At 48.5% G+C, this 20977-nt stretch carries 17 protein-coding genes; 10 read left to right on the top strand and 7 right to left on the bottom strand.

Annotated elements, in window-relative coordinates:
- Positions 1–51: 51 nt before the first annotated feature.
- The 6 genes from KK062_RS28270 (at position 52) to KK062_RS28245 (ending at position 6507) form a co-directional block, all read left to right on the top strand.
- A complete protein-coding gene (locus KK062_RS28270) occupies positions 52–2064 on the top strand; it encodes a sensor histidine kinase (protein ID WP_254087750.1) in 2013 nt (670 codons plus the stop codon).
- Positions 2065–2075: 11 nt separating this feature from the next.
- On the top strand, positions 2076–2822 hold the full coding sequence (locus KK062_RS28265; protein WP_254087749.1) for a LytR/AlgR family response regulator transcription factor: 747 nt from the start codon (positions 2076–2078) through the stop codon (positions 2820–2822).
- 130 nt (positions 2823–2952) lie between these two features.
- Positions 2953–3282 carry a magnetosome magnetite crystal formation protein family gene (locus KK062_RS28260; protein ID WP_254087748.1) on the top strand — a complete coding sequence of 110 codons (330 nt, stop codon included), beginning with the start codon at positions 2953–2955 and terminating at the stop codon, positions 3280–3282.
- Positions 3283–3457: 175 nt separating this feature from the next.
- Entirely contained in the window at positions 3458–4627 is a 1170-nt protein-coding gene (locus KK062_RS28255; RefSeq protein WP_254087747.1) for a DUF4221 family protein, read from the top strand.
- Complete coding sequence (locus tag KK062_RS28250) at positions 4578–5156, top strand: hypothetical protein (RefSeq protein ID WP_254087746.1); 579 nt, start codon at positions 4578–4580, stop codon at positions 5154–5156. The genes KK062_RS28255 and KK062_RS28250 overlap by 50 nt, the downstream gene beginning before the upstream one ends.
- A gap of 193 nt (positions 5157–5349) precedes the next feature.
- Positions 5350–6507 carry a WG repeat-containing protein gene (locus KK062_RS28245; protein ID WP_254087745.1) on the top strand — a complete coding sequence of 386 codons (1158 nt, stop codon included), beginning with the start codon at positions 5350–5352 and terminating at the stop codon, positions 6505–6507.
- Between the two features lie 16 nt (positions 6508–6523).
- Here the strand turns inward: KK062_RS28245 and KK062_RS28240 are convergent, their stop codons facing one another.
- The gene (locus KK062_RS28240; RefSeq protein WP_254087744.1) at positions 6524–7216 is read right to left on the bottom strand and encodes a hypothetical protein; all 693 of its coding nucleotides are present in this window, start codon (positions 7214–7216) and stop codon (positions 6524–6526) included.
- A gap of 175 nt (positions 7217–7391) precedes the next feature.
- Positions 7392–7922 (bottom strand): YciE/YciF ferroxidase family protein, encoded by a 531-nt coding sequence (locus KK062_RS28235; RefSeq protein WP_254087743.1) that lies wholly within the window; start codon positions 7920–7922, stop codon positions 7392–7394.
- Between the two features lie 365 nt (positions 7923–8287).
- Here KK062_RS28235 and KK062_RS28230 point away from each other — a divergent pair, with 365 nt between their 5' ends.
- Together KK062_RS28230 and KK062_RS28225 are read left to right on the top strand one after the other, a co-directional pair.
- The gene (locus KK062_RS28230) at positions 8288–9487 is read left to right on the top strand and encodes an FG-GAP repeat domain-containing protein (RefSeq protein ID WP_254087742.1); all 1200 of its coding nucleotides are present in this window, start codon (positions 8288–8290) and stop codon (positions 9485–9487) included.
- Between the two features lie 127 nt (positions 9488–9614).
- A complete protein-coding gene (locus KK062_RS28225) occupies positions 9615–10511 on the top strand; it encodes a CPBP family intramembrane glutamic endopeptidase (RefSeq protein WP_254087741.1) in 897 nt (298 codons plus the stop codon).
- 63 nt (positions 10512–10574) lie between these two features.
- On the opposite strand, the gene KK062_RS28220 is transcribed toward KK062_RS28225, so the two are convergent.
- On the bottom strand, positions 10575–10925 hold the full coding sequence (locus KK062_RS28220) for a hypothetical protein (protein ID WP_254087740.1): 351 nt from the start codon (positions 10923–10925) through the stop codon (positions 10575–10577).
- A gap of 614 nt (positions 10926–11539) precedes the next feature.
- On the opposite strand from KK062_RS28220, the gene KK062_RS28215 reads away from it, so the two are divergent.
- Entirely contained in the window at positions 11540–12448 is a 909-nt protein-coding gene (locus KK062_RS28215) for an EamA family transporter (RefSeq protein ID WP_254087739.1), read from the top strand.
- 106 nt (positions 12449–12554) lie between these two features.
- Here the strand turns inward: KK062_RS28215 and KK062_RS28210 are convergent, their stop codons facing one another.
- The 4 genes from KK062_RS28210 to yhdJ form a co-directional block, all read right to left on the bottom strand.
- A complete protein-coding gene (locus KK062_RS28210) occupies positions 12555–13085 on the bottom strand; it encodes a hypothetical protein (RefSeq protein WP_254087738.1) in 531 nt (176 codons plus the stop codon).
- 56 nt (positions 13086–13141) lie between these two features.
- On the bottom strand, positions 13142–16600 hold the full coding sequence (locus KK062_RS28205) for a T9SS type A sorting domain-containing protein (RefSeq protein WP_254087737.1): 3459 nt from the start codon (positions 16598–16600) through the stop codon (positions 13142–13144).
- 1051 nt (positions 16601–17651) lie between these two features.
- Complete coding sequence (locus tag KK062_RS28200) at positions 17652–18776, bottom strand: hypothetical protein (protein ID WP_254087736.1); 1125 nt, start codon at positions 18774–18776, stop codon at positions 17652–17654.
- Positions 18748–19635 (bottom strand): adenine-specific DNA-methyltransferase, encoded by an 888-nt coding sequence (yhdJ, locus tag KK062_RS28195; RefSeq protein WP_254087735.1) that lies wholly within the window; start codon positions 19633–19635, stop codon positions 18748–18750. The genes KK062_RS28200 and yhdJ overlap by 29 nt, the downstream gene beginning before the upstream one ends.
- Before the next feature lie 1160 nt (positions 19636–20795).
- Here yhdJ and KK062_RS28190 point away from each other — a divergent pair.
- A partial coding sequence (locus tag KK062_RS28190; protein WP_254087734.1) for a hypothetical protein occupies positions 20796–20977 on the top strand: 182 nt, incomplete at its 3' end.

Below are 20977 nucleotides of genomic sequence, written 5' to 3'. Positions count from 1 at the left end.
GTTTGCCAATCTTCCGACAATGGGTAATTTGGACACTTCATTACCCGAATCATGCGCTCGTTTTTCTGTCGGTCCATCCTCCCTTGTTGCTTGCCTGCCATGGTCGTCTTCTGGGTGCTGCTGTTGCCCCTCTCTGCCGTTGGCCAGCCCTCCCCGATCGAAACCATGGCCATGGAGGGCTATGCGCAGCGCTTTACAGACACCGTCGCCAGCCTGAACGTGCAGCAGATGGCACTGGTACTGGCCCGGCAGCAACATAACGCGGAAGACAAGTCCATCTGCTACGCCTACCTGGCGCTCACGCACAGGCGCCTGTTGCACCTGAAGGACTTCACCCGCTACGCGGACTCCGCCTTTATCGAAGCAGGAAAGACAAAAAGTCCCCGGGCAAAGGCGTATAGCGCCATGGCCATGGGATCACTCAAATCCTATATAGAAGACAACGCGCGCGCATTGGACTATCTGCTGGAAGCGTATAAGCTCTTCGCCGCGCTGGAAGCGTATGATCTTTGCGCCCGCATCGGCTCGGATATTTCCTACCTGTTTGCGTCCGGCTCACAGGCGAAGGTGAAAAAATATGCGGACGAAGCACTTTCGTACGCCATGCAAACAGGCGCCCCGGAAAGTATTCTGCACGCACGCCTGGCCGTCGGCAGTTACCTGCTGGACCAGGCCAAGCCCGACGACCGGCTACAATGGTCCGAGGCCGTTGACTTCTACCGAACCACGATCCTCCTGGCGGAGAAAGATGCTGAGTCTATCGTCAGCAAAAGCAACATCGGCGTGGCGTATGTCAATCTTGCCGTGCTGTATATGAATGGTCCGAAGCCCATCGACGAGGATGCTTTTCTCTTCAACCTGGAAAAGACGATCGCCATTTCACGGCAATACAACCTGAAGAATATCTACCGCAGCTCGATTGGCTTGCGGGGACAATACTTTATGCAAAAGGGAGAATATACCATCGCCGAAGAGCTGTTCAAGGAAGGAATCGCGTATCAGCAAACACTCCCCTATAAGGACAACGCGATCCTGGCTACGTTTTACGAGTCCCTGAAAGATATTGCGGCCCGGCAACAAAATTACTGGTCGTACTATCAGTATGATCAATCGTTCGCCGAGTACAATAAGCTCCGGTACGATGAATCGACGCAGCGGACGCAGCAGTATGCCGACGCGCGTTTTGAATCCGAAAAACAAACCTCGCTGATCCAGGAGCTGGAGCAGGATAACAAGCTTCAGCGAAAGAACCAGCTGCTGGGCTACGGCATCGCCATCGTGTTGCTGATCGGATTGGTGTTTATGTATCGCTCTTATTACTACCGGCAGCGGTACTACCAAAACCGCGAAGATATTTCGCAACAGCAGCAAGCCAACAATGCACTCAGACTGCAGCTCCTGGAAAAGGAGACGCTCGAGAGCCTGGCGGAAAAGCTTGCGCTGGAAAGGCGGCTGCTGAGCTCCCAGATGGACCCGCATTTTATCTTCAATGCGTTGGGCAATATTCAAAGTATGATGCTGCAAAAAGACACGGCCCAGGCGGTGTCCTACCTGGGCAAGTTTGCCAAACTTACGCGGCAGGTATTGGAACAATCGCGGACCGAAGCCATCTCGCTGGCCGAAGAAATCGAAACGCTGACAAACTACATGGAACTGCAACGGCTGCGGTTGAACAACAGCTTTCAATACCACATCGTGTGTGATGAAGAAACCGACACCGCTCTATTGATACCGCCGTTGCTGATCCAACCTTTTGTAGAGAATGCCGTAGAGCATGGGCTAAAACCGTTGCCGCCCTCCCAGCCGGGACTGTTGGAGATCCGGTTCAGCGCAGCCGTCGACAAAAAGTTGCTGGTCTGTACCATTACCGACAACGGCATTGGCCTGGCGGAATCCAAACGACGCAAAGCGCACGATGCGCACCGGTCGTTGGCCACGCGGATTACGGATGAGCGCTTATCGCTGATGATGAAGGACAATCCCCAGGCACGTGTTGACGTGCACGACGGCACCCCGGACGGATCCGGATGTACCGTGATCTTACAAATACCCATCGTGAATTAAGACGAAAGAAGATGTATAAAGCAGTCATAATCGAAGACGAGCACCGCCTGCGGGAGGCCCTTTCCATTTTGCTGGAGATGGTCGCCGACGACCAGGTGCAGGTGGTGGGCTATGCCGAACATGCGGACGACGCCGTCAAGCTGATCAACCGGCTCAAGCCCGACCTGGTGTTTCTGGACATCATGCTGAAAGACGGCACCGGGTTCGACGTGCTGCAACGGATTGACTACCGGGGCTTCCACCTCATCTTCACCACCGCATATGAAGAACACGCCATCCGCGCGTTTAAATACAGCGCCATCGACTACCTGCTCAAGCCCATTGACCAGGAGGAGCTCAAATTGTCCATCGACAGGATCAAGGACATCCAGCAAAAAATGGTGGGCGAGCAGCAATTACAAGAGCTACAAGACAACCTCCAGAAGACTCCGGAGCGGCTGGTCCTTCCTACCCTGGAGGCCATGCACGTGGTGAAGGTCGATCAGATTGTACGCTGTGAGACGTCCGGTTCCTATACAACGTTCCTGCTGGCCGACGGCCGGAAAATCATTGTCTCGAAGCCGTTAAAAAACTACGAAGACATCCTGTTGCCTCCCCTGTTCTTCCGGGTGCACCAATCCCACCTGATCAACGTGCACTACATTCAGAGCTACTCGAAAGAAGGACTGATCCAAATGAAAGACAAGGCTACGGTGCCCATTTCACGGGCCAAAAAGGAGGCATTCTTCAAATTAATGACCGAAGACGGCAATCCCTGAAAAACGGATAGGGACTGAAACCCGTCCGATACCAAGCGAACCCCACCGTCCGCACAGCGCCTATTTTCCGCCGTTCCGGGAGTGCCTATGTTTGCCCCATAGATTAATAAGGCCAACAAACCACACTACTATGAGCAACAAAACACTTGCAATCTTAAGCTACATAACCATCATCGGCTGGGTCATCGCGCTCATTCAGAACAACGACAAGAAGCCCAAAGACGAGCTGGTGACCTACCACTTAAAACAGGGCTTCGGTTTCTTTCTATTGGCGGTTGTTGTCAATGTGGCGACTACGATTGTCGTCACGATCGTGCCTTTGCTATTCTTCCTGAACTACGTGGGGCTGGTGCTCCTGGTGCTTTGGGTATTCGGGATCATCAACGCTGTGAATGAGCAGAAGAAGCCCATTCCGCTGGTTGGCCCTATGTTTGAAAATCAGTTTGCTTTTATCGGATAGACCCTCTCTGTACAAGAGACCCCTCGAAACAAGAGACCCTCTCTCCTGGGAAAAGGCCGCTTCATTTGAAGTGGCTTTTTTTTGTTGGCCCCGATCCTTTTCTACCCCATGGGCAATAAGTATATTCATAAACCCGTTTAACTTCCTGAATTCTATCCTTTACCTGAAACGCCTTATGAAATTTACTCCCGGAGCCCGCCTGGGCCTTCTCTTCCTGACAAGCTGTTTATTCCAGTACTGCGCACCCGCCGAGCAATCTACACAACCCACTGACACCTGCACCCTGGTATCCGGGGGCATCATCACCATCCCGATCGACTCGACTACCATCAACTACAGCGTATACCCCATCCATTATGCCAACGATACCGCCGAGTGGTACATAGACGGCAACGATTATGTCAATGGTATCGACTTTTATGACTTAGGTAAAGCAAAACTCGTCAAGCGAACCATCTTTCCGGAGAAGGGCGTGAACGGTCTAAAGTTTGCCAAGAAGCTGTATGTTCAGTCGTTGGATTCGATCTATGTGTATTCGGAAGGCGACATGGTATACTCTGTCGGTACGCCGCAAATACTCCTGGTAAATTACAACGGTGAAGTATTAAAACGTTACCCGATAATAACGCGCGAACCCCGGACCTCCTGGATGGCGCATTTGGCATCACCCTTCACCATACGCGACGGCTATGCCTATTTCTCCTTCATGGCTTTCGGAGATAACCGCGAACAGATGGGGCATAAAGCTCTGGTGCGTTATAATCTGAAGACCGGAGAGCACCAGGAATACGGACCCGCATACCCGGAAGTCTTTCGTAACTATATCTTTCGCGAATTCACCCCGACATTTACATTCGGGCACAACGACAATATCGTGGTTCGTTTTCCTTCGCTGCCGGACCTTTATAACTATAACATGAAAACCGACAGCACCACGGTGATCCCGATGAAGAGCCAGTATCAGGACAGGCCGATCACGCCCGACTCCACGGCGCAGGGGGCATGGGAGCTGGACGACGATTTCCACGATTTTCAGCAACACAGCTATTTGGGCGTGTATTACAGCCCCTATGACCATCTGTACTTTTCCGTATTCAGCGAAGCGATACCGATCGCGGACTCGCTGGGTAATCGTCACGACTTTCATGACAGACCGTTGACGGTAATCATCCTGGACGAAAACTTCAAACGTTGCGGCGAAATCCGCCTCAACGACCACACCTATTTCCCTAACTTTATCCCCACCCGCCAGGGCCTGCTGATCCCGCGTAGTCACCCGAAGAACCCCGAAAACGATGAGCGCAAAATACAATTCGAGATCTTCCGCCCGGCGAGCCTGCAATAGCTGGCTCGCGGCCCTGTGTGTGCTCACAATCGCCGTTGCCTGCGGCCCACGCTCAGAGCAGTCCATAGGCGTCCGTGAAGCCTCAAAACAAGACAGTGCATCCGTACAGGCTAAGAACTTCATGCGCAACCACCAGGTCCTGTTGCAGGAAGAAAAACTATCGCAACTCACGGCCGAGTTGAAGGTGCACCCCGTAACAGAAAAAATGCTGTTGGTGATCCCCACACACGGCTGCGGCAGCTGCATCGAGGCCGCCCTGAAATATACCGCCCGGCACGACGAACGCGAAAAGCTCACCACGGTAGTCAGTGGCACGAGCAAACGGTATTATATGCTGGCCGCCCACAAATTCGGCATCGACACCGCCAGGATCATCTTCGACAAGGAAACACGCCCTGCCCGGTATGGCTTGATCACCATCTATCCTACGCTTTTCCAGGCAAACGCCGATGGAACGATAGTAGCGACTGACCTGGACAGTGGCAACCTGCCGAAAGTCTTCGCAGACGCGGGACTGACTGTACAGTAGGGAGTACTACGTACGACTATTTTCACGATCGTGCCTTTCCTTTTCTTCGTGAACTACGTGGGGCTGGTGCTCCTGGTGCTTTGGGTATTCGGGATCATCTACATACTCTTGAAAATCACTACCTTTAACCGACAACAAGCAATGGCCTCTCCGTTGGACCATTCCGTTGGCACCAACCTATACGAGTATTCAGATGAAAAAATGGTTTTGCTTTGTCCTGGCCGCGACAGCGCTTTCAGATGTCTTCGGTCAAAATCTATTTGCCGCGAAGGCGAAGGGCTCCTACGGTTTTATAGACCATACAGGCCAATGGATCATTCCCGCGACCTTTGACGATGCGGAGGCCTTTAACAATGGTTACGCCCGGATAAAAAAGAGCGGACAATGGAGTTATATAGACAAAGACAAAAGGATCGTCACGGGATTCCGATTCGACAAAGCTTACAATTTTGAAGGAGAGGTCGCCCGCGTGGGAATCATGGACAAAGAAACAAGGAAAATAACGTACGGACTGATCAACACAAAAGGTCAATGGGTTGGCCGCCGCGAATTCGCCGAGATCGGCAAGTTTGCCGACAATGGCCTGGCTCTCGCGCAGACACGAAGCGGCGACTGGGGGTTTATTGATAAGAACGGGCAGTGGGTTATTCTGCCGACGTTTGGCGGCCTGCGTGATTTCCACGACGGGCTGGCTATGGCCCGTTCCAAAGGCAAATGGGGTTATATCGACAAGACCGGCCACTGGGTGATCCCTCCTATTTACAATCACGCTATAAATTTTCGAGAAGGCTTTGCATCAATCGAGACCAAGGGAGGTCGTTGGGCACTGATCGACACGCAAGGCATGCCGGTGGGCTCGCTCGCATTTGATGTTCTAAAACCTTTTTCAGACAGCGTCACGACTGCCCGACTCGACGGCCGGTGGGGAATCGTCGGCAAGCAAGGGCAATGGATTGTCGAGCCTAAGTTTGATTACCTGGGTCAGTTTGTCGACGGTCTTTGTCGCACCAGACGAGAGCGTTTCTACTGGGGTGTCGTCGACAAGGCCGGCAAGTGGGTCATTCAAGCCGATTTCGAGAATGTCCTCCCATTCTCTGAGGGCGTTTGCCGTGTAAAGAAAGGCACTCTTTGGGGGTACATGGATCGCACCGGAAAATGGGTAGTAGAACCAACGTTCCAATCAGCAGAAGCCTTCCATAACGGTTACGCAACCGTCAAAATGAAAGGGGAATGGGGCATTATCGATCGCACAGGAAAGGTTACACTCGAACCATCATTCGATAAAATCAGACCCCAGGACGAGGGCGATGATACCGCAGAAGGAGAGGAAACAGAAATGAAAGACGAATAAGGGGTGCAGGCAACCACTACGGTACGCTGGAAACAGTTTGTAAACCTTCCCGCTGCAAGATCAGCCGGGTTATTCGGGATGTGAACACAAAGTACTTGTCCATCTTTATGCGCATCCCGTATGCGTGAACGTCCATCACTAAAAGGCCGTTCGGGGTAATGCCGATTATCGTTGGAGAACACGCGCGGCCTATGAATTTCCGGGCGAGCATAAACTGTTTGTTTCGGATCATATAACGTCCGCGATCCCGCTGTCGGCCATGCGTGGTAGTGAGATCGACGTGAACCTTGTTGCCTGTAAACTCGATGAATCCCGCTGGTGCCTTTTGATCGTCCAGTACGCGAATATTCCGCACAAATCTATCCATCGAATCAGACGTGCTGTCCAATACCTCGAAGGCCCCCGCTTTCACCGCGGTCCATTTTCCTTGCAGGCGCTCAGACGAGGCATTGTTGAAGGACGTATCCAACCGCGCATGCCCAAACGCCGTTTGAATGCAATACGTGTTCCTCACCGAATCCTCGGTCGTGGTAAAACATGTCTCGCAGGCGCCTGCACCGTCATAATTCGAATTTATCCGTTTCTGGTCGTGATACCAATGTGTGCTATCAAGCCTTGGAAAAATAAGGAAATCGGTCAGCGAAATGCTCTGCGCGCACGTTGTGGTCAAGGCCAGGATATAGCCAACGATTATACAAACGGTTTTCATATACACCAGGGGTTACTGGCGAATGTAGTATATATTTTTTTATATACAAATACGCAAAAAACAAATAGATACACTTCAGAGCCTCGCAGATTACAGGCTTATTATTGAACTAGCTTGGCAGTTGCTTGTGCGAAGCAAAAAAAGCAGCGAAGGTTGCCCTCCGCTGCTTGTCGGGTTAACCGTCCACCTGTTTGGCATCCTCATTGATGAAGCTTTCTGCCAGGTTGGATAATAACATATCGGTTTCTTTTTCCTCTTGCAACGTTTCCTCGAGAAGTTGCGCTATCTCGGCCTTCTCGGTCATTTTGGCAAGTTGGCGGAGACTTCCGTATGCGGCAATCTCGTAGTGCTCGACCTTCTGGGCGGCAACAATCAAACCAACATCGCGCGTCGCTGAACCGTCTTCCGTATCTTTAATGACCGCCTGGCCTTCTGCAATGAGGCCTTCCATGCCCTTGCATTTCTTATCCTTCGGCGACATACCGATTATTTTAAAGACACGCTCCAGACGCGCAATCTGGTTCTGCGTCACTTTCAGGTGCTCGGCAAATGCCTTCGCCAAATCAGGCGATGTAGCGGCCATTTCCAATTGCGGCAGGGCCTTTGTCAGTTGCTTTTCGGCATTCAATACATCCGACAATTCGTCGACGAAGAATTTCGTAAGCGCCGGTTGGTCTGAATCTGAGTTAAATGATAGTATTGACATAGCATTGATGTTTATAGTGTAGGTACCAATACTAAATCATTGTACCCGATTTGGTCGCGGCCGATTCGTCCACCAACATACCCATTTGGAGATGGCTCGTACATCAACAGCCTAAACGATAGGATCCTTTATCCGGGATTTTCCGGACGCGTTACTTTTTTACAAAGCGGTATACGTGCTGGAGATAGCGCAGGGCAATCGGCTCAGACGTGCCTCGGTTGTAAAAGGTTGGAATACCGCATGTTCATGGGGTCGAGCGCCTAACAACCAATGGTATTTGAGAATAAATAAACTATCTTTCATGTATCTGCGACTTTTACAAACCTTCTGTAGGAGTAGCAAAACAGATCCTCTTACTACATGTCATGAAAATTTACCTTTTAATTGTGTGCCTGGCAGGTACTCTGACTCAGAAAGCTCTTGCTCAGGAGAACATTTCTACCTCTCATCAGAAGCAGGAAAAAAAGGGTAAGCAACTCCATGATTTTCCCGACTTCGATCGATCTTTACCGCTGGACGCGGCAGCTGATACAACGGCCAATGTAAGCTTTGCCGATTTCGACGGCGATGGTCACCTTGACATTCTCCTGGTGAAAGGAAGGCATTGGCCCAGGGTTGACCGAGTCCTGCTTGGTGATGGGTCCGGCGGGATACGAAGGGCTTATGCTCTCGGGGAGATTGCAGACCGTTCCTACACCGGCGGTGTGGCTGATTTTAACGGGGATGGTTTCCCCGATATTGCTATCAGCAATGATGCTCCAGATCGGAAACTGATTTATACCAATGACGGGAAAGGTAATTTTACTCATGCGTCTGAATTCGGGCGCCCTGAATGGGACACACGGAATTTGTCCATTGCTGATATCAATGGTGATGGATTGGCAGATCTCATTCTGGCGAACAGGGGTGCTCCGGGAAAAACATCCAATTACATCTGCTTCAACAGCGGAAAAGGAGAGTTTAATGCTCCTTGCCTTGCGTTTGCTCCCTACCCTGCGACGACCATATCTCCCGCGGACATTGACCATGATGGCTTTATCGACCTTGTTGCGCCCCATCGTGACGGTGGCCAGAGCTACGTATACCTCGGCAGCGCTGATACGGTTTTCCCGGAGACGCGACGTATTCCCTTCGGGGCCTCTGACGCGATGATTCGTACGGCACTCGCGGCAGATTTTAACGGCGACGGTATCCATGACATAGTCGTCATAGACGAAAAAAAGGGAGTCGCGCTCTATTTCGGACTAAAAGATCAAACCTTTTCCGAAGGCATTTCCCTGGCTGATGCAACGGTAGTTCCCTATGCACTGGCAATAGCCGATCTGAATGGGGACAAAAAGATTGATATGATTGTAGGACACAAAAAGGCGCCGTCCACGGTATTTTTCAACGACGGTACGGGAAGCAGCTTTACCTCCATCTCTTTTGGCGATTCAAAGGGTACTGTGTATGGGTTCGCCGTGAGCGATTTTAACGAAGACGGAATGCCTGACATCGCTACAGCCCGCTCAGACGCTCCGAGTATTTTGTACTTCGGCACTATCCCATCAAAAAAACGTAAATAAAGAAGGTCGATTTGCACCGTGCCTATCCTTGCTGATCTCCAAACATGGATGATTGCCGGTATCCAAAAGGTGCTGCCAAGTCGGCGATGGCCGAGGCCTGGCGCTACTCAATGAAGTCAGTTAATATATGAATATAACATCTGAAATACCTGCTTATACCATATCCGGGCAGAAGCAATTTTTAACAAAGGAGTTGACAGTTTTCCTGATTATATCCATGGTTATATCCTGGCCGGTTGTACTACTCATACTAGCGCAACTACCGCCAGGCTTTACGAACGGAGATATTAAATCATTCAAAAATGCGACTGGAAGTCTGAGCTTGTTGTACGGCACGGGGCCTATGATTTCAGCCATTATTGTTACCCTGATGTATCGGGGCACGTCCGGACTAAAGGATCTTTTTAGTAAGCTTGCTACGTGCAAAGTTTCGTTACGTTGGTATCTATGGGCACTTATGTTACCCGTTATCCCACAATGGCTTGGATTATTCTTGTGGGCGCAACTTACCGGTACAGCACTGGCATTTCCAACAGTAAGTGGCTATCTCTCCAGTTGGCTACAGATCGCATTCATTAGCGCAGCATACTATATTACCGAAGAGCTTGGCTGGCGCGGTTTTATGCTTCCCAGAATATTGTCCATGCATCCGTGGATCAAGTCCTCTTTGCTTGTGGGCATCGTTTGGAGTATTTGGCATTATCCGCTCTGGGTTACCTCTTCCTGGGCGACTACCGGTTCAGTAACACAAGTAGTCCTTGTAGTAACGGCATGGTCTTTCTTTGCGATTGGAATTTCTGTCCTACTGAGCTGGATATTCAAAAACACACGCGGGAGCGTTTTGCTGGCCATGATTTTACACGGCTCAAGTCAGGCAAATCTAACAAAAATGTATGCGGCTGCCGGCAACTCATCCCTGTTGGGATCAAGCTTTGCTATCGTTCAGGCCGTATCGCTATCCATAATGGTCATTTTGTTTCTAGTAGTCATCCGAAAATCAAAACAGGAAATGATTGGACATTAAGTCTGACTATGATAAAATTCTTGCTCCTTATGATGTTTGTGTTATCATCTTTGTTAGCAACCGTTATTTCCCACTACTTATGGCGTCATAAAGGGTCTTAAAGTCTGATGGTAATAGCTCTTCAGAAACTTTGTAGTTGTCTATCAAACGATCTTCTTTATATACATTCACGCTATAGTACCTCTTTCCATTTGATCTGTCCTTATTCTGTTCAAGACCAGTCCATGATAATTTGCCAATTTGACTGAATATTTTTTCTTTCTCTTCTTTGTTAAACTTGATAGGTCTCTTATACTTTTCACCCTTACTATGCAAATAGCTTGCATGTGGTGTGATGAAATAAACTCTTTTACTTTTAACGATTAGCTCATATTGTTGCGTAATTAAAGAGTCACCATAATAAGAGATTGTCATTCTATCAATTTTCTCCTTAGTTGTCTGAGAAAATGAATTGACATAATTCAATGTCAAAATGGATATTGTCAGTATAATCCTTGTGGTCATTAATAAAGTCTTGGTTTAATAATTGTTGCTAACCCTCGAATATACGCAATAGCGTATGTTTTTTATTTGCTATGAAGTGCTGAAACTGCTCTTTTCCAAAGAATTTTCAGGTATTTAGGAGGATATTTAGTTTCCCACTTTTATGATTGTTTCCTGCGTTCCCTATGCACGATTCGGCAGCTGTAATCTGCATTCCTGTCCAATTTGTTTAAGGCTCACTAAGTAGTAGTTGCCAGGGCTGTACTGTGGATGAGCGTTTTATAGGATAGCCTCTGGGCTGTATTGTTTGTGCAATCTGGCACACAAATATATTCCAGCATGCGGATAGCTTTGCATAAAAAAAGCATGAAAAAGGTACTGTTAATTAACGGGAGCGCGAGAATATCCCATTCTCAAAGCAGGGAGCTGACTGGATTATTTGTGGAACATTGGAAAACTGTTCATGGCGACCGGAACATTCGCATTCGCGAAATTGGATCGCACCGCCAGGCACAAAATCTGATGGAACACGAGTTGAGCCTGGTATGAAGAGCGATGTTATCAAAGGAAGTCTGCTGGTTGGACTGGGTGCATGCTGCTATGGCACGCTCGGTACCTACGTGAAGATGGCGTACCATGAAGGCTTTAGTACCGCAGAAGTAACGATAGCGCAGTTTTGTATCGGCGCTGCTACACTGTTTCTATTGAATCTGTTCCGCAGGGCTGTGCCGGCGCCTGTTCGTGTCATTTCCAGTTTTAAAACCAATCTCCGGTTGATGGCCGGCGGGATATCGCTTGGACTAACCAGTATTTTCTATTACATGGCGGTCCACTACATCGCCGTGAGTGTCGCTATTGTACTGTTGATCCAGTCGGTATGGATGGGCGTAGCCCTGGAGACGATGGTACAGAAAAGGCTACCTGGAAAGGTAAAGCTACTATCTGTTATCCTCGTTATGGGAGGCACAATACTGGCTACCGGAATGTCCACGCAGGCGGTTCATATTAATAAGACAGGACTGGCGTATGGTCTACTGGCCGCTCTTTGTTATACAGCGACGCTGTATTCCTCCAATCACATTGCACTTTCCTACCCTCCGTTAAAAAGAAGCATGTACATGATCCTCGGCGGGTTGATTGTCATCTTACTGGTCTTTCATTCCGCTATTCATTCGCAGTTCTCTTACCGGATATTCCTACACTGGGGCCCCCTCATAGCGTTGTTCGGTACAATCCTTCCGCCCTTGCTATTCACGCGAGGGATGCCCCTCACGGGGATGGGACTGGGGGCTATCATCGCATCCATCGAAATACCGGTGTCGGTTATCACGGCTAACCTGCTGCTGGATGAAACTGTCAACCCGCTTCAATGGAGTGGCGTCGCACTCATTCTTATTGCGGCCGCCGTCATGAACGTGCCACGGGGAGAAATATTTAATCGCGCTAAACATTAATTTTTGGCAGCGAGTTGCTTGGCGACAGCTATCTCGCCCAGGTGATTCTGGCTATTATTACAATAAATAGCCATCGGGCTATATATATGGCATTGTAGGGCGTTGGCTACCTGGTGATATAATAGAAATCGCGCTCCAATTCATACTTCATTCTCGACACGCCCCTCCTCATTATATAATAAGGGATTCCAAGCATCAATGTGGCATGAATAAAAATGAATGGTATGAAGAACCACCCCATATTCCCTGATGTATCCGAGACAATGAAAGAAATAATGAAAGCGACATAACAGCACGCTATAAAAAGGAAGAAGGGAATAAAAATCCTTCGGAATCCCCTTATCGTTGCCTCAACAACCAGAATGTTGTCTTTCTGTGTAAAACTTCCCTCGGCCACTGCCAAACTCATGTTCATATCAAAGAGCCTTCTTCTCCTTCTAATTTTGAAAGAATCGAAAGTCACTGTCCCTCTGTATTCGTTCTTACTGGAACTAAACGCTTCAAAAGGTGAAAGAAAGATCCCAATATCACCTTGATCAACATTACGTGTCAACTTGTCAATAAAATCCCTTTTTTCTATGGGCATTTCGATAGTCAAATGATCAACTAATCTTAATCTTTCTAATATTGATTTCATCTCATTCATTCTGGTTCAAACGGTCGCTTCGTTTGAAGTGGCTTTTTTTATGCTCGCTATTCCAAAACAACCGTCATTCGATGAGTATCTCCGGCGTGGGTGAAGATCAGCACATATATACCGCGCGGCAAAGCGCCTACCGCCAGGTGACCGTCGTGCAAGGCGCTCAACGGTTGCGAGTATAGCTCGACTCCATCCAGGCTGTACAGGCTGACGCGGGTAGCCGGCGGTAAATGATCGGCCTGAATGAAAAGACGGTTTGTCGCAGGATTGGGAAATACAACCACGGAAGAAGCCGATTCTTCGATAACGTCCGTTACGGTAACGCCCATCGAAAAATCGGAGGTACATCCGTCCACCGTTACCTGCACTGTATATGCGCCGGGTGCGTCAATATCAATCGATGCGTTCACAGCACCTTCTATCTCATCACCGTTCCTAAACCATTGAAATGATCCGGTACCCATTGCCGTGAGGGAGCTCGTATGGATCGTCACACGCGGCGCATCGGGATTGATGCAGAACGTTTGCTCCACGGGCTCCGCAGGCAGATAGTGATCGTTGCCAGCTTGCTTTGCCTGAACGGTGACGGGGCCTGCCGCTTTCAGGGTCAATGTACTTCCATTGACCGAGGCACCGCCCGCCACTACCGACAATGACACGGGCAGGCCAGACGTCGTGGCTGCTGTAAGCATTTGCGAGCCATCTGAAACCGGCATGGGCACCACCGCGTCGAAGGTAATGGTCTGCTGCCGCCTGGACGAAAACACGCGCACGACACTGTCCGCGGCAAAGTATTCCGTGTCGCCGGGTTGCCGGGCCCGCACCGAAATGGCTCCGGTGCCGGTAATCGTCAGGATATTGCCGGCCACCGTGGCCGGCCCTGCGACGACGTTGAACGTAACGGTGAGGCCACTGCTGGCCGTCGCGGTGAGTGTCACCGCGGCGGGAGCGCCCGTAAATACGTGGTCTGCGGGCGCAGTAAAATCGATGGTCTGCCTTCGGGCGGAAATAACCCTGTAAACAACCGGTGTCGCCGCGTAGTAGACGGCGTTGCCCGTTTGCAGCAGTCGTACTTCGACTGTGCCCGTGCCTTGTATCGTCAGCATGTTGCCCGTCACCGTGGCCGGGCCACTGACTACCTCGTAGGTTAACGGTAACCCGGCTGTGCTGGTGGTTGGCAGTGCAATAGCCTCTGCTTCTCCGTTAAAATCCCACACCGCCGGCAAGCCCGTCGCCGTGATCTGCTGGGCAGAACGTGTATCTATTTTTATCCGTTCGATGGGACCGTTCGAACCGGCTTTAAATCCTGCCATCAGGATCAGGTCATCGTCGTGCATACCGATCGTGCGGCGCTCAGGCTGCACAATCCTGTTTGTCTCCACCCCTTCATAAAAGGTAGGGTCCACCTGGCCCTCGCGTGTCAGTCGCCGCGTATAGATCGGCGTCGTCGTAATCCCGTTGTATTGTTTGCTGGTCACTATCCGTCCGTCCGGCTGCACGTACACGGCCGTGAAATAATCTTCCGCGGTAATCGGATCGAAGGCAATGTCCAATGCGCCATTGGCCTGTACACGGCACAAGCCCGTAAACAAGTTGTGATCTTCGAGGCCGCGCATGAGCATTTTCCCATCCGGAAGCAGCGCTACGAAATACGATCGGGACGATGGCGTGAAGCTCGCATCGGGTGTACCGTCGGCGTTAAAGCGAAAATGCTCTGTCACAATCTTGCCGTCGGGTTGTACGGCAATCGGGTACATCGTCGGGTAAAAATAATCATCCGCCGTTGGCGGCTTCGCGATCATGATATATTCCAATTCCGCGGGGGCGAAGGTAACATCGGGGGTGCCGTCCGTGTTCAGCCGGATGAGCCGTATACCTGTACCGTAGTTCGGAAAAACACCTTTTACAATCACCTTGCCGTCGGGCTGCCGGGCAATCGCAAAGACTTCTGTATAGGGTGCAAACGACACCTGAAAGCCTTCGTCCACCCGACCATCCGGATGGAACCGCACCAGCCCCTTTCGTAATTTTTGATTGGCAAACAGAAAGTCCCCGGCCACCAGGATCTTGCCATCCGGCTGTAACAGCACGTCGCGCGGCCGGCCGCTCAGGCCGGTCCCCGGATCGAAGGTTTCGTCAACACTCCCGTCGTACTTTAACCGCGCGACATAATTCCGCGACAGATTATTTACAAAGTTGAAATCACCGATCACGATAATTTTTTTATCGGGCTGCACCACAAAGTCGTATACCGCGGCCGAGGTAGTATAGTTGGTGCCGCTGCGAAGCCGGAAACTGTGGTCGAATGTACCGTCCGGCGAGATGCGTGTAATACCCCGTACCGGCACGCCCGCCACATCGCCATTGCATTTCAAAATATACTTTCCATCCGGAGCAACGTAGGCACCGTTGATCCATGCCATCGCCCCATCCGTTTGATCGGACAGTCCGGGAAAGGTATTATATACGCTTCCATCGGGGTTGAGCTCGAGGAGAACGCTGAAGAGTCTTTGTCCACCGACCCGCGATTCAAGCGCGGACGCGCAAACGACAATATTTCCATTGGCACGCACCGCCTGGTGAAACATCCCTGTTTGACGGGTATAGCCCGGCACGAAACCGGCAATAACCCTGCCGTCTGCGTCAATCTTGGCCATCCCGTCGCGGGCCACACCGTTGCAGTGTTCAAACCGGCCGCTGATCAGGAAGCTGCCGTCAGGCAGCAGGTCGATGTTGGAAACGTTGGCATAGGGATCAATATCCGTTACTTGCGCATTCTCGTTAAACGCCGCGTCGGGAGAACCGTCGGCATTGTATCGTTTTATCAGGGCGGTGCTTATACCAGATGCCAAACCACCGGCTACTACCACCTGGCCATCCGGCTCGAGCGCGAGGTCGAGAATGCTCTGCTCCGACAGCAGCGCGCACTGAAAGGTGTTGTCCTGGCTACCATCGGCATTAAGTCGCACCACTCCATATTTCCATGGGCCATTCGTATTCTGATAACTCACCGATATCACAATCTTCCCGTCGGGTTGCAACACCATGGCTTCCGAGCTGCAGTTGTCGGGCAGCGTGGTCCTGAACCCGGCATCCAGGGAGCCATCGGTGTTATACCGATAAACGCCACGGATCACGGTCTTTGTCGTTCGCTCCCGAAATACTCCCGCCACGAGCACTTTTCCATCCGGCTGCACGGCGATCTTTGCGATCTTCTCCTGGCTGGCATCCACCGGGCCCAGATTGGCAAAGGTTTTGTCGACGGAACCGTCTGCATTCAACCGGGCGAGGCCGTAGACACGCGTATCGTCGATGTAAGGAAAGTCTCCGGCAAGCATCATTTTGTTGTCCGGCAGAAAGACGACATCGCGGATTACGCCGTCGAAGTTGAGTTGTTTGAAGTTGGTATTAAAAGTCTTGTCAAGGGTCTGGGCATTGACGGCATGACGGTCAATGGCACATAACAACACCGTAAGGCACAATACAGCTGCCGCAAATCGATTAAAGCTCATAGCACGTTGGATAGACAGCTACGAAGATAGAGAATTTCGTTCATCCTGCGGACGTACCGGCGTGTAGCCATGTAAGAATATACCACGTTTTCAACATCTTCATGAGACGGAGAACGACCGCAAAAAGATAAAACCATAAGCGCGTGTTAGCGGCATTTTTTCCACTGAGAATATGAAACATTTATTACCGTGATCAATACTACTTTTAAACACTGTTTTGAGCTTGAACAATGCTCAAGCCCTACCTAAATAATAAACTGCTGACGGAGCGACAAACTGAAAGACGGGCGAAATCACGCTTCAGCCAGGTGAACAGCTGCAGGTGAACTTTGCGGGAGGCTAGCTAAGCTATGTCGATGGAGCTACAGGTTGGCAGTATTTACGTTCTACATATCTTTGAATTCGAGTAGAGTCCTTCTGTAAACGGATTCACTATACTTCTCCAAAAACTCGAAACTGTCGTCTTCGTTCTCCTGAAAGGTCAAATAGATTATCAATTGAAACTTCATAGTACAAATCCGCCTGGCCGAATATCATTCTTCCTCCGCTTACCCTCCAACTCACATTTCCAGTTTTATCTGGTAATGACCAAGTGTCGAAAAATGTCTGTCGAAATTTGTCTTATTCGTAGAAATAGATTCCGAGATTCTTGCTCGTCTTTCATAAAACATCTCAACTCTCTCCGCAAAAGTCGTCAAACGAATCTTTATTTCATTTGTGATCATCTTCCAATGTAATTACCGGCAACACTCGAATATACGCAATAGCGTATATCTTTTATTTGTCATGAAGTGCCGAAACTGTCCTTTCCCGCAGGAATCTTAGGTATTTAGGAAGATAACTATTTTCGCACTTTTATAATTGTATCCTGAGTTCTCTATGCACGATTCGGCAGCTGAACTGACCCCTTATCTGTAAGTAGTGGTCCAAATATACCGCTTCAATAATCTGCTCTCCGAATATCAAGTCTGTCAACTGTCCAGTAAATGTGTTCGCAAAAATTTTCGGCTCATTAATGAGCGGCTTTTGCATTAGTGTGATTTATTGGCTACTAATCTTCTTCCTCTTCGTTTAAGTCCTCGTAATTAAACTCGACTTTGCTTTGAGTCACAATCTCGTCAAGTATACTTTTGAGATATCCCTGCTTAACGGCATCGTTAAATCTATCGTTGATGGTTGGAATATTTATGATTTCTTCAATGCAATCCATATACTTATCAACGATGGCTTTAATTGAATACGTTTTGCCTGCGTTATCTCGAATCTTCTTTAATAAGTCCGTGGTCGGTTCGGTTGATTTGATTACAAAAGTAACTGGATACTTTTGAATTTTGTCAATATCGAGAAAGTACTTTTTGAAGTCCAACGTTTCTGTTACCTGAAAAAATCGACCAAGTGGTTTCATTACAAAGTCTATACCACCGTCATTGGCATTTGTTCTGCCCGTCTTGTATAATTTCAAATTTTCTCTGTTGAGTTTATCCATTTCAAAACCCCAAATAATTTGTTGTTCGTGATAGAAATATTTGAGAATGGAATAACTGACGATTTCAAAAAGTCGGGCATCAATATTTGGTGCAAGTAAGCCAATTACGAACTCTTCAATTTTTTTCGGAGTCGTTTTATCAATTTCTTGCAACTCCTCACACGATTTTACAAATCGTTGAAATGCGCCCTGCTTTGTCTTCGCATATTCATCAATGATTTCGATGATGGCTTTTGCGATATTAAAACTGGTTTCGCCAAGATTTATCTTCAGAAGGTTCTCATTTATCCAGTAGCGATTTGTTTCGTGGTTACGAAGGATTGGAATAAACTCTGAGCTTGGAAAATACTTTTGGAACTCCGAGTTCATTCTATTATTCAAAGCGTGATTTTGAAGCTTACTACCAAAAGGAAGTTCCCTTTGTCTTGCAAAAAGTTTGTTGAACAAAGCACCTTCATACTTTGAATAGTCGCCCTTTTGGTCATAGCCATTAGCGATATAGTCTTCTATGATAACGTAGATTGCGTACAGGTTTGCAAAACTTGAGCGGGATTTTGAACCCTTATTTGCCGAACGAGTTTTTTCGTTGATGTACTGGATTAGTTGGCTCTTATCGAAAATATCATCAGCATTTTTCTCAAAGTGCTTTCCTAAAACCGACTTAATATTTGCTGTGAATATATTTTCCATTCGGCTCTTCAAATAATTTCAAGTTGTTATTAGTCGCCAATTTCTCAGTTTCAAACGTGCGAATTTCCTTTTGCAATTTTTCGCCTTTGAACTCTTTGGCTAATTGTAATCTCCGCAAACCGATTTTTACATACTCATCTTGTAGTTCTATACCAATGGAATTTCTGCCAAGTTCTTTTGCGACAAAGCAGGTTGTAAATGTTCCTGAAAATGGGTCCATAATTAAATCGCCTGTGTTGGAACTTGCTTTGATAATTCTTTCAAGTAAAGCTATTGGTTTTTGTGTCGGGTGATTCTCATATTCGTCCATACGATAACGGACTCTTGCAAACTCCCAAACATTTCCAGGGACTTTTTCTGAACTGTAAACTGTAGGAACAGCTTTACGATAGTCAATGAGTTTACGTTTTGCACCAGTCTTGGCTTCCACTAAAATGTCACTAGTATTGAATGTGTAATTATTTTTATCTTTCACGCAAAATAAAATCGGCTCATACATTGAACCATAATATTTTTTTGCTTGAACACCTGAACTGTCATAATACCAAACAAGTCGCGAAAGAATGTCTAATTTTTTTCGAAGATAAATATCGAAGAATGGCATAAACTGAGTGGCTGTCATTACATAGAAACTGCCGTTGGGTTTTAGTTTTTGAATACACAAGTCAAGCCATATGTAGCACCAATTCAAATAGTCTTCTTCAGTCGCCCATTTGTCCAAGTGGCCGCTGAAGTTTTTTCCTATATTATATGGAGGATCAGCAAAAATTAGGTCTATTGAATTGTCAGGGATAGTCTTAAGTGTTTCTAAGGCATCTCCTTGAATAATCTTGTGATTGTCGTTACCCAATATCTCCATCGTCATTATTCTTTTATTATTTCGCGGTCAATTTACCCATTTTTGGGCATTTTGACCGTCCTATTTTTTAACGAAAAATTGATAGAAATAATCGTTTTTGTCGCTTTAGGAAATCTATTGGCTCTTCTGCTCGCTTTGGTATCGCGTGGATTTGTGCGGCTAGCAAATGTGCCAATGTTCGAAGCACCGACTTTGTCCGCGCGGCATTGTCCATAGCACTCGAATATACGCACTAGCGTATATTTTATCGTGAAATGCTGAAACTGGCATTTTTCGCAGGAATTTTAGGTATTTAGGAGATATGTATTTTCGCACTTTTATGACTGTATTGAGTTCCCTACTGCTTCAATAATCCTAACAGTTATTAGTCTCACGCGATTTTGCCGCGCACTTTCAACAAAATGGCTAATTCATCCGGTTTTCGCACCCTTGAAGAAAATTTGGTTTCATATTTGGATCGTCGGGACTTCGGCGACGTAAGACTTCATCGGCCAAGGAAATTAATCAGAGGGTCGCCGATCGTGCCCACCGTGCTGCAACTAACAGGCCACCTGCTGCGCTATACGCAAGCTGACCAACTCTATAGAACACCTTGCCATAGCTCATGGACCGACAAGTGTTGTCGGCATATTTACCGGGCACTGGACGGTCTTCTGGCCTATACTGTTACATTAACGCGCCGGCATTTATCGACTACTGTCAGCAGGCGTTTCGAGGACAACCCGAAACTATTCCACAGGCCACCACGCAGGCGCTACATTCTCATTTACCCAGTGCACGGGAACAACTCGCGAAGCGCCCCGAACAACCGACGCCGGACCAGTGCCGCGCACGAGCGAAAAATTATCCACCTGGGCAACACGGACCAACAACGGGCAGAACGATTATCCCGCATCCCGTCGTCCGTCAAACGCGTTGCGCCCGAGACGATCCGCCGTGGGTTTTACAGAAGTGGAAGCTTGCCGCAAAGGCCTGGTCTATGTGGACAACATAGGCGAACAACTGAGAGACACGATAAATAAATATGAAACGAAATACTCGCGTTAGCACCCCAAAAACCCACTCCCCCAAAAATGGGGGAAATCCCCCAAAAATTGCCATGGACTTTCAAGATACTCTACCGTTGCTTTGGGCCCATAACAAGCCTTACACACGTAACCATGCCCAACTTTATCCATCACTTCAAAAGCTCTTGTGACGTCTTCGGCGATGACGATAACATGACATCTGTCCATTTCGCCGTCTACATGTCCGTCTTCTATCATTGGAACCGCAAAAAGTTCGCGGACAATATGCGCATCAACCGCGACGATGTTATGCGCATCGCCGGTCTCGGATCTTG

This window comes from Dawidia cretensis (assembly GCF_018598175.1).
Classification (GTDB): domain Bacteria; phylum Bacteroidota; class Bacteroidia; order Cytophagales; family Cyclobacteriaceae; genus Ohtaekwangia; species Ohtaekwangia cretensis.
This window is presented reverse-complemented; position numbering and strand designations above follow the sequence as displayed.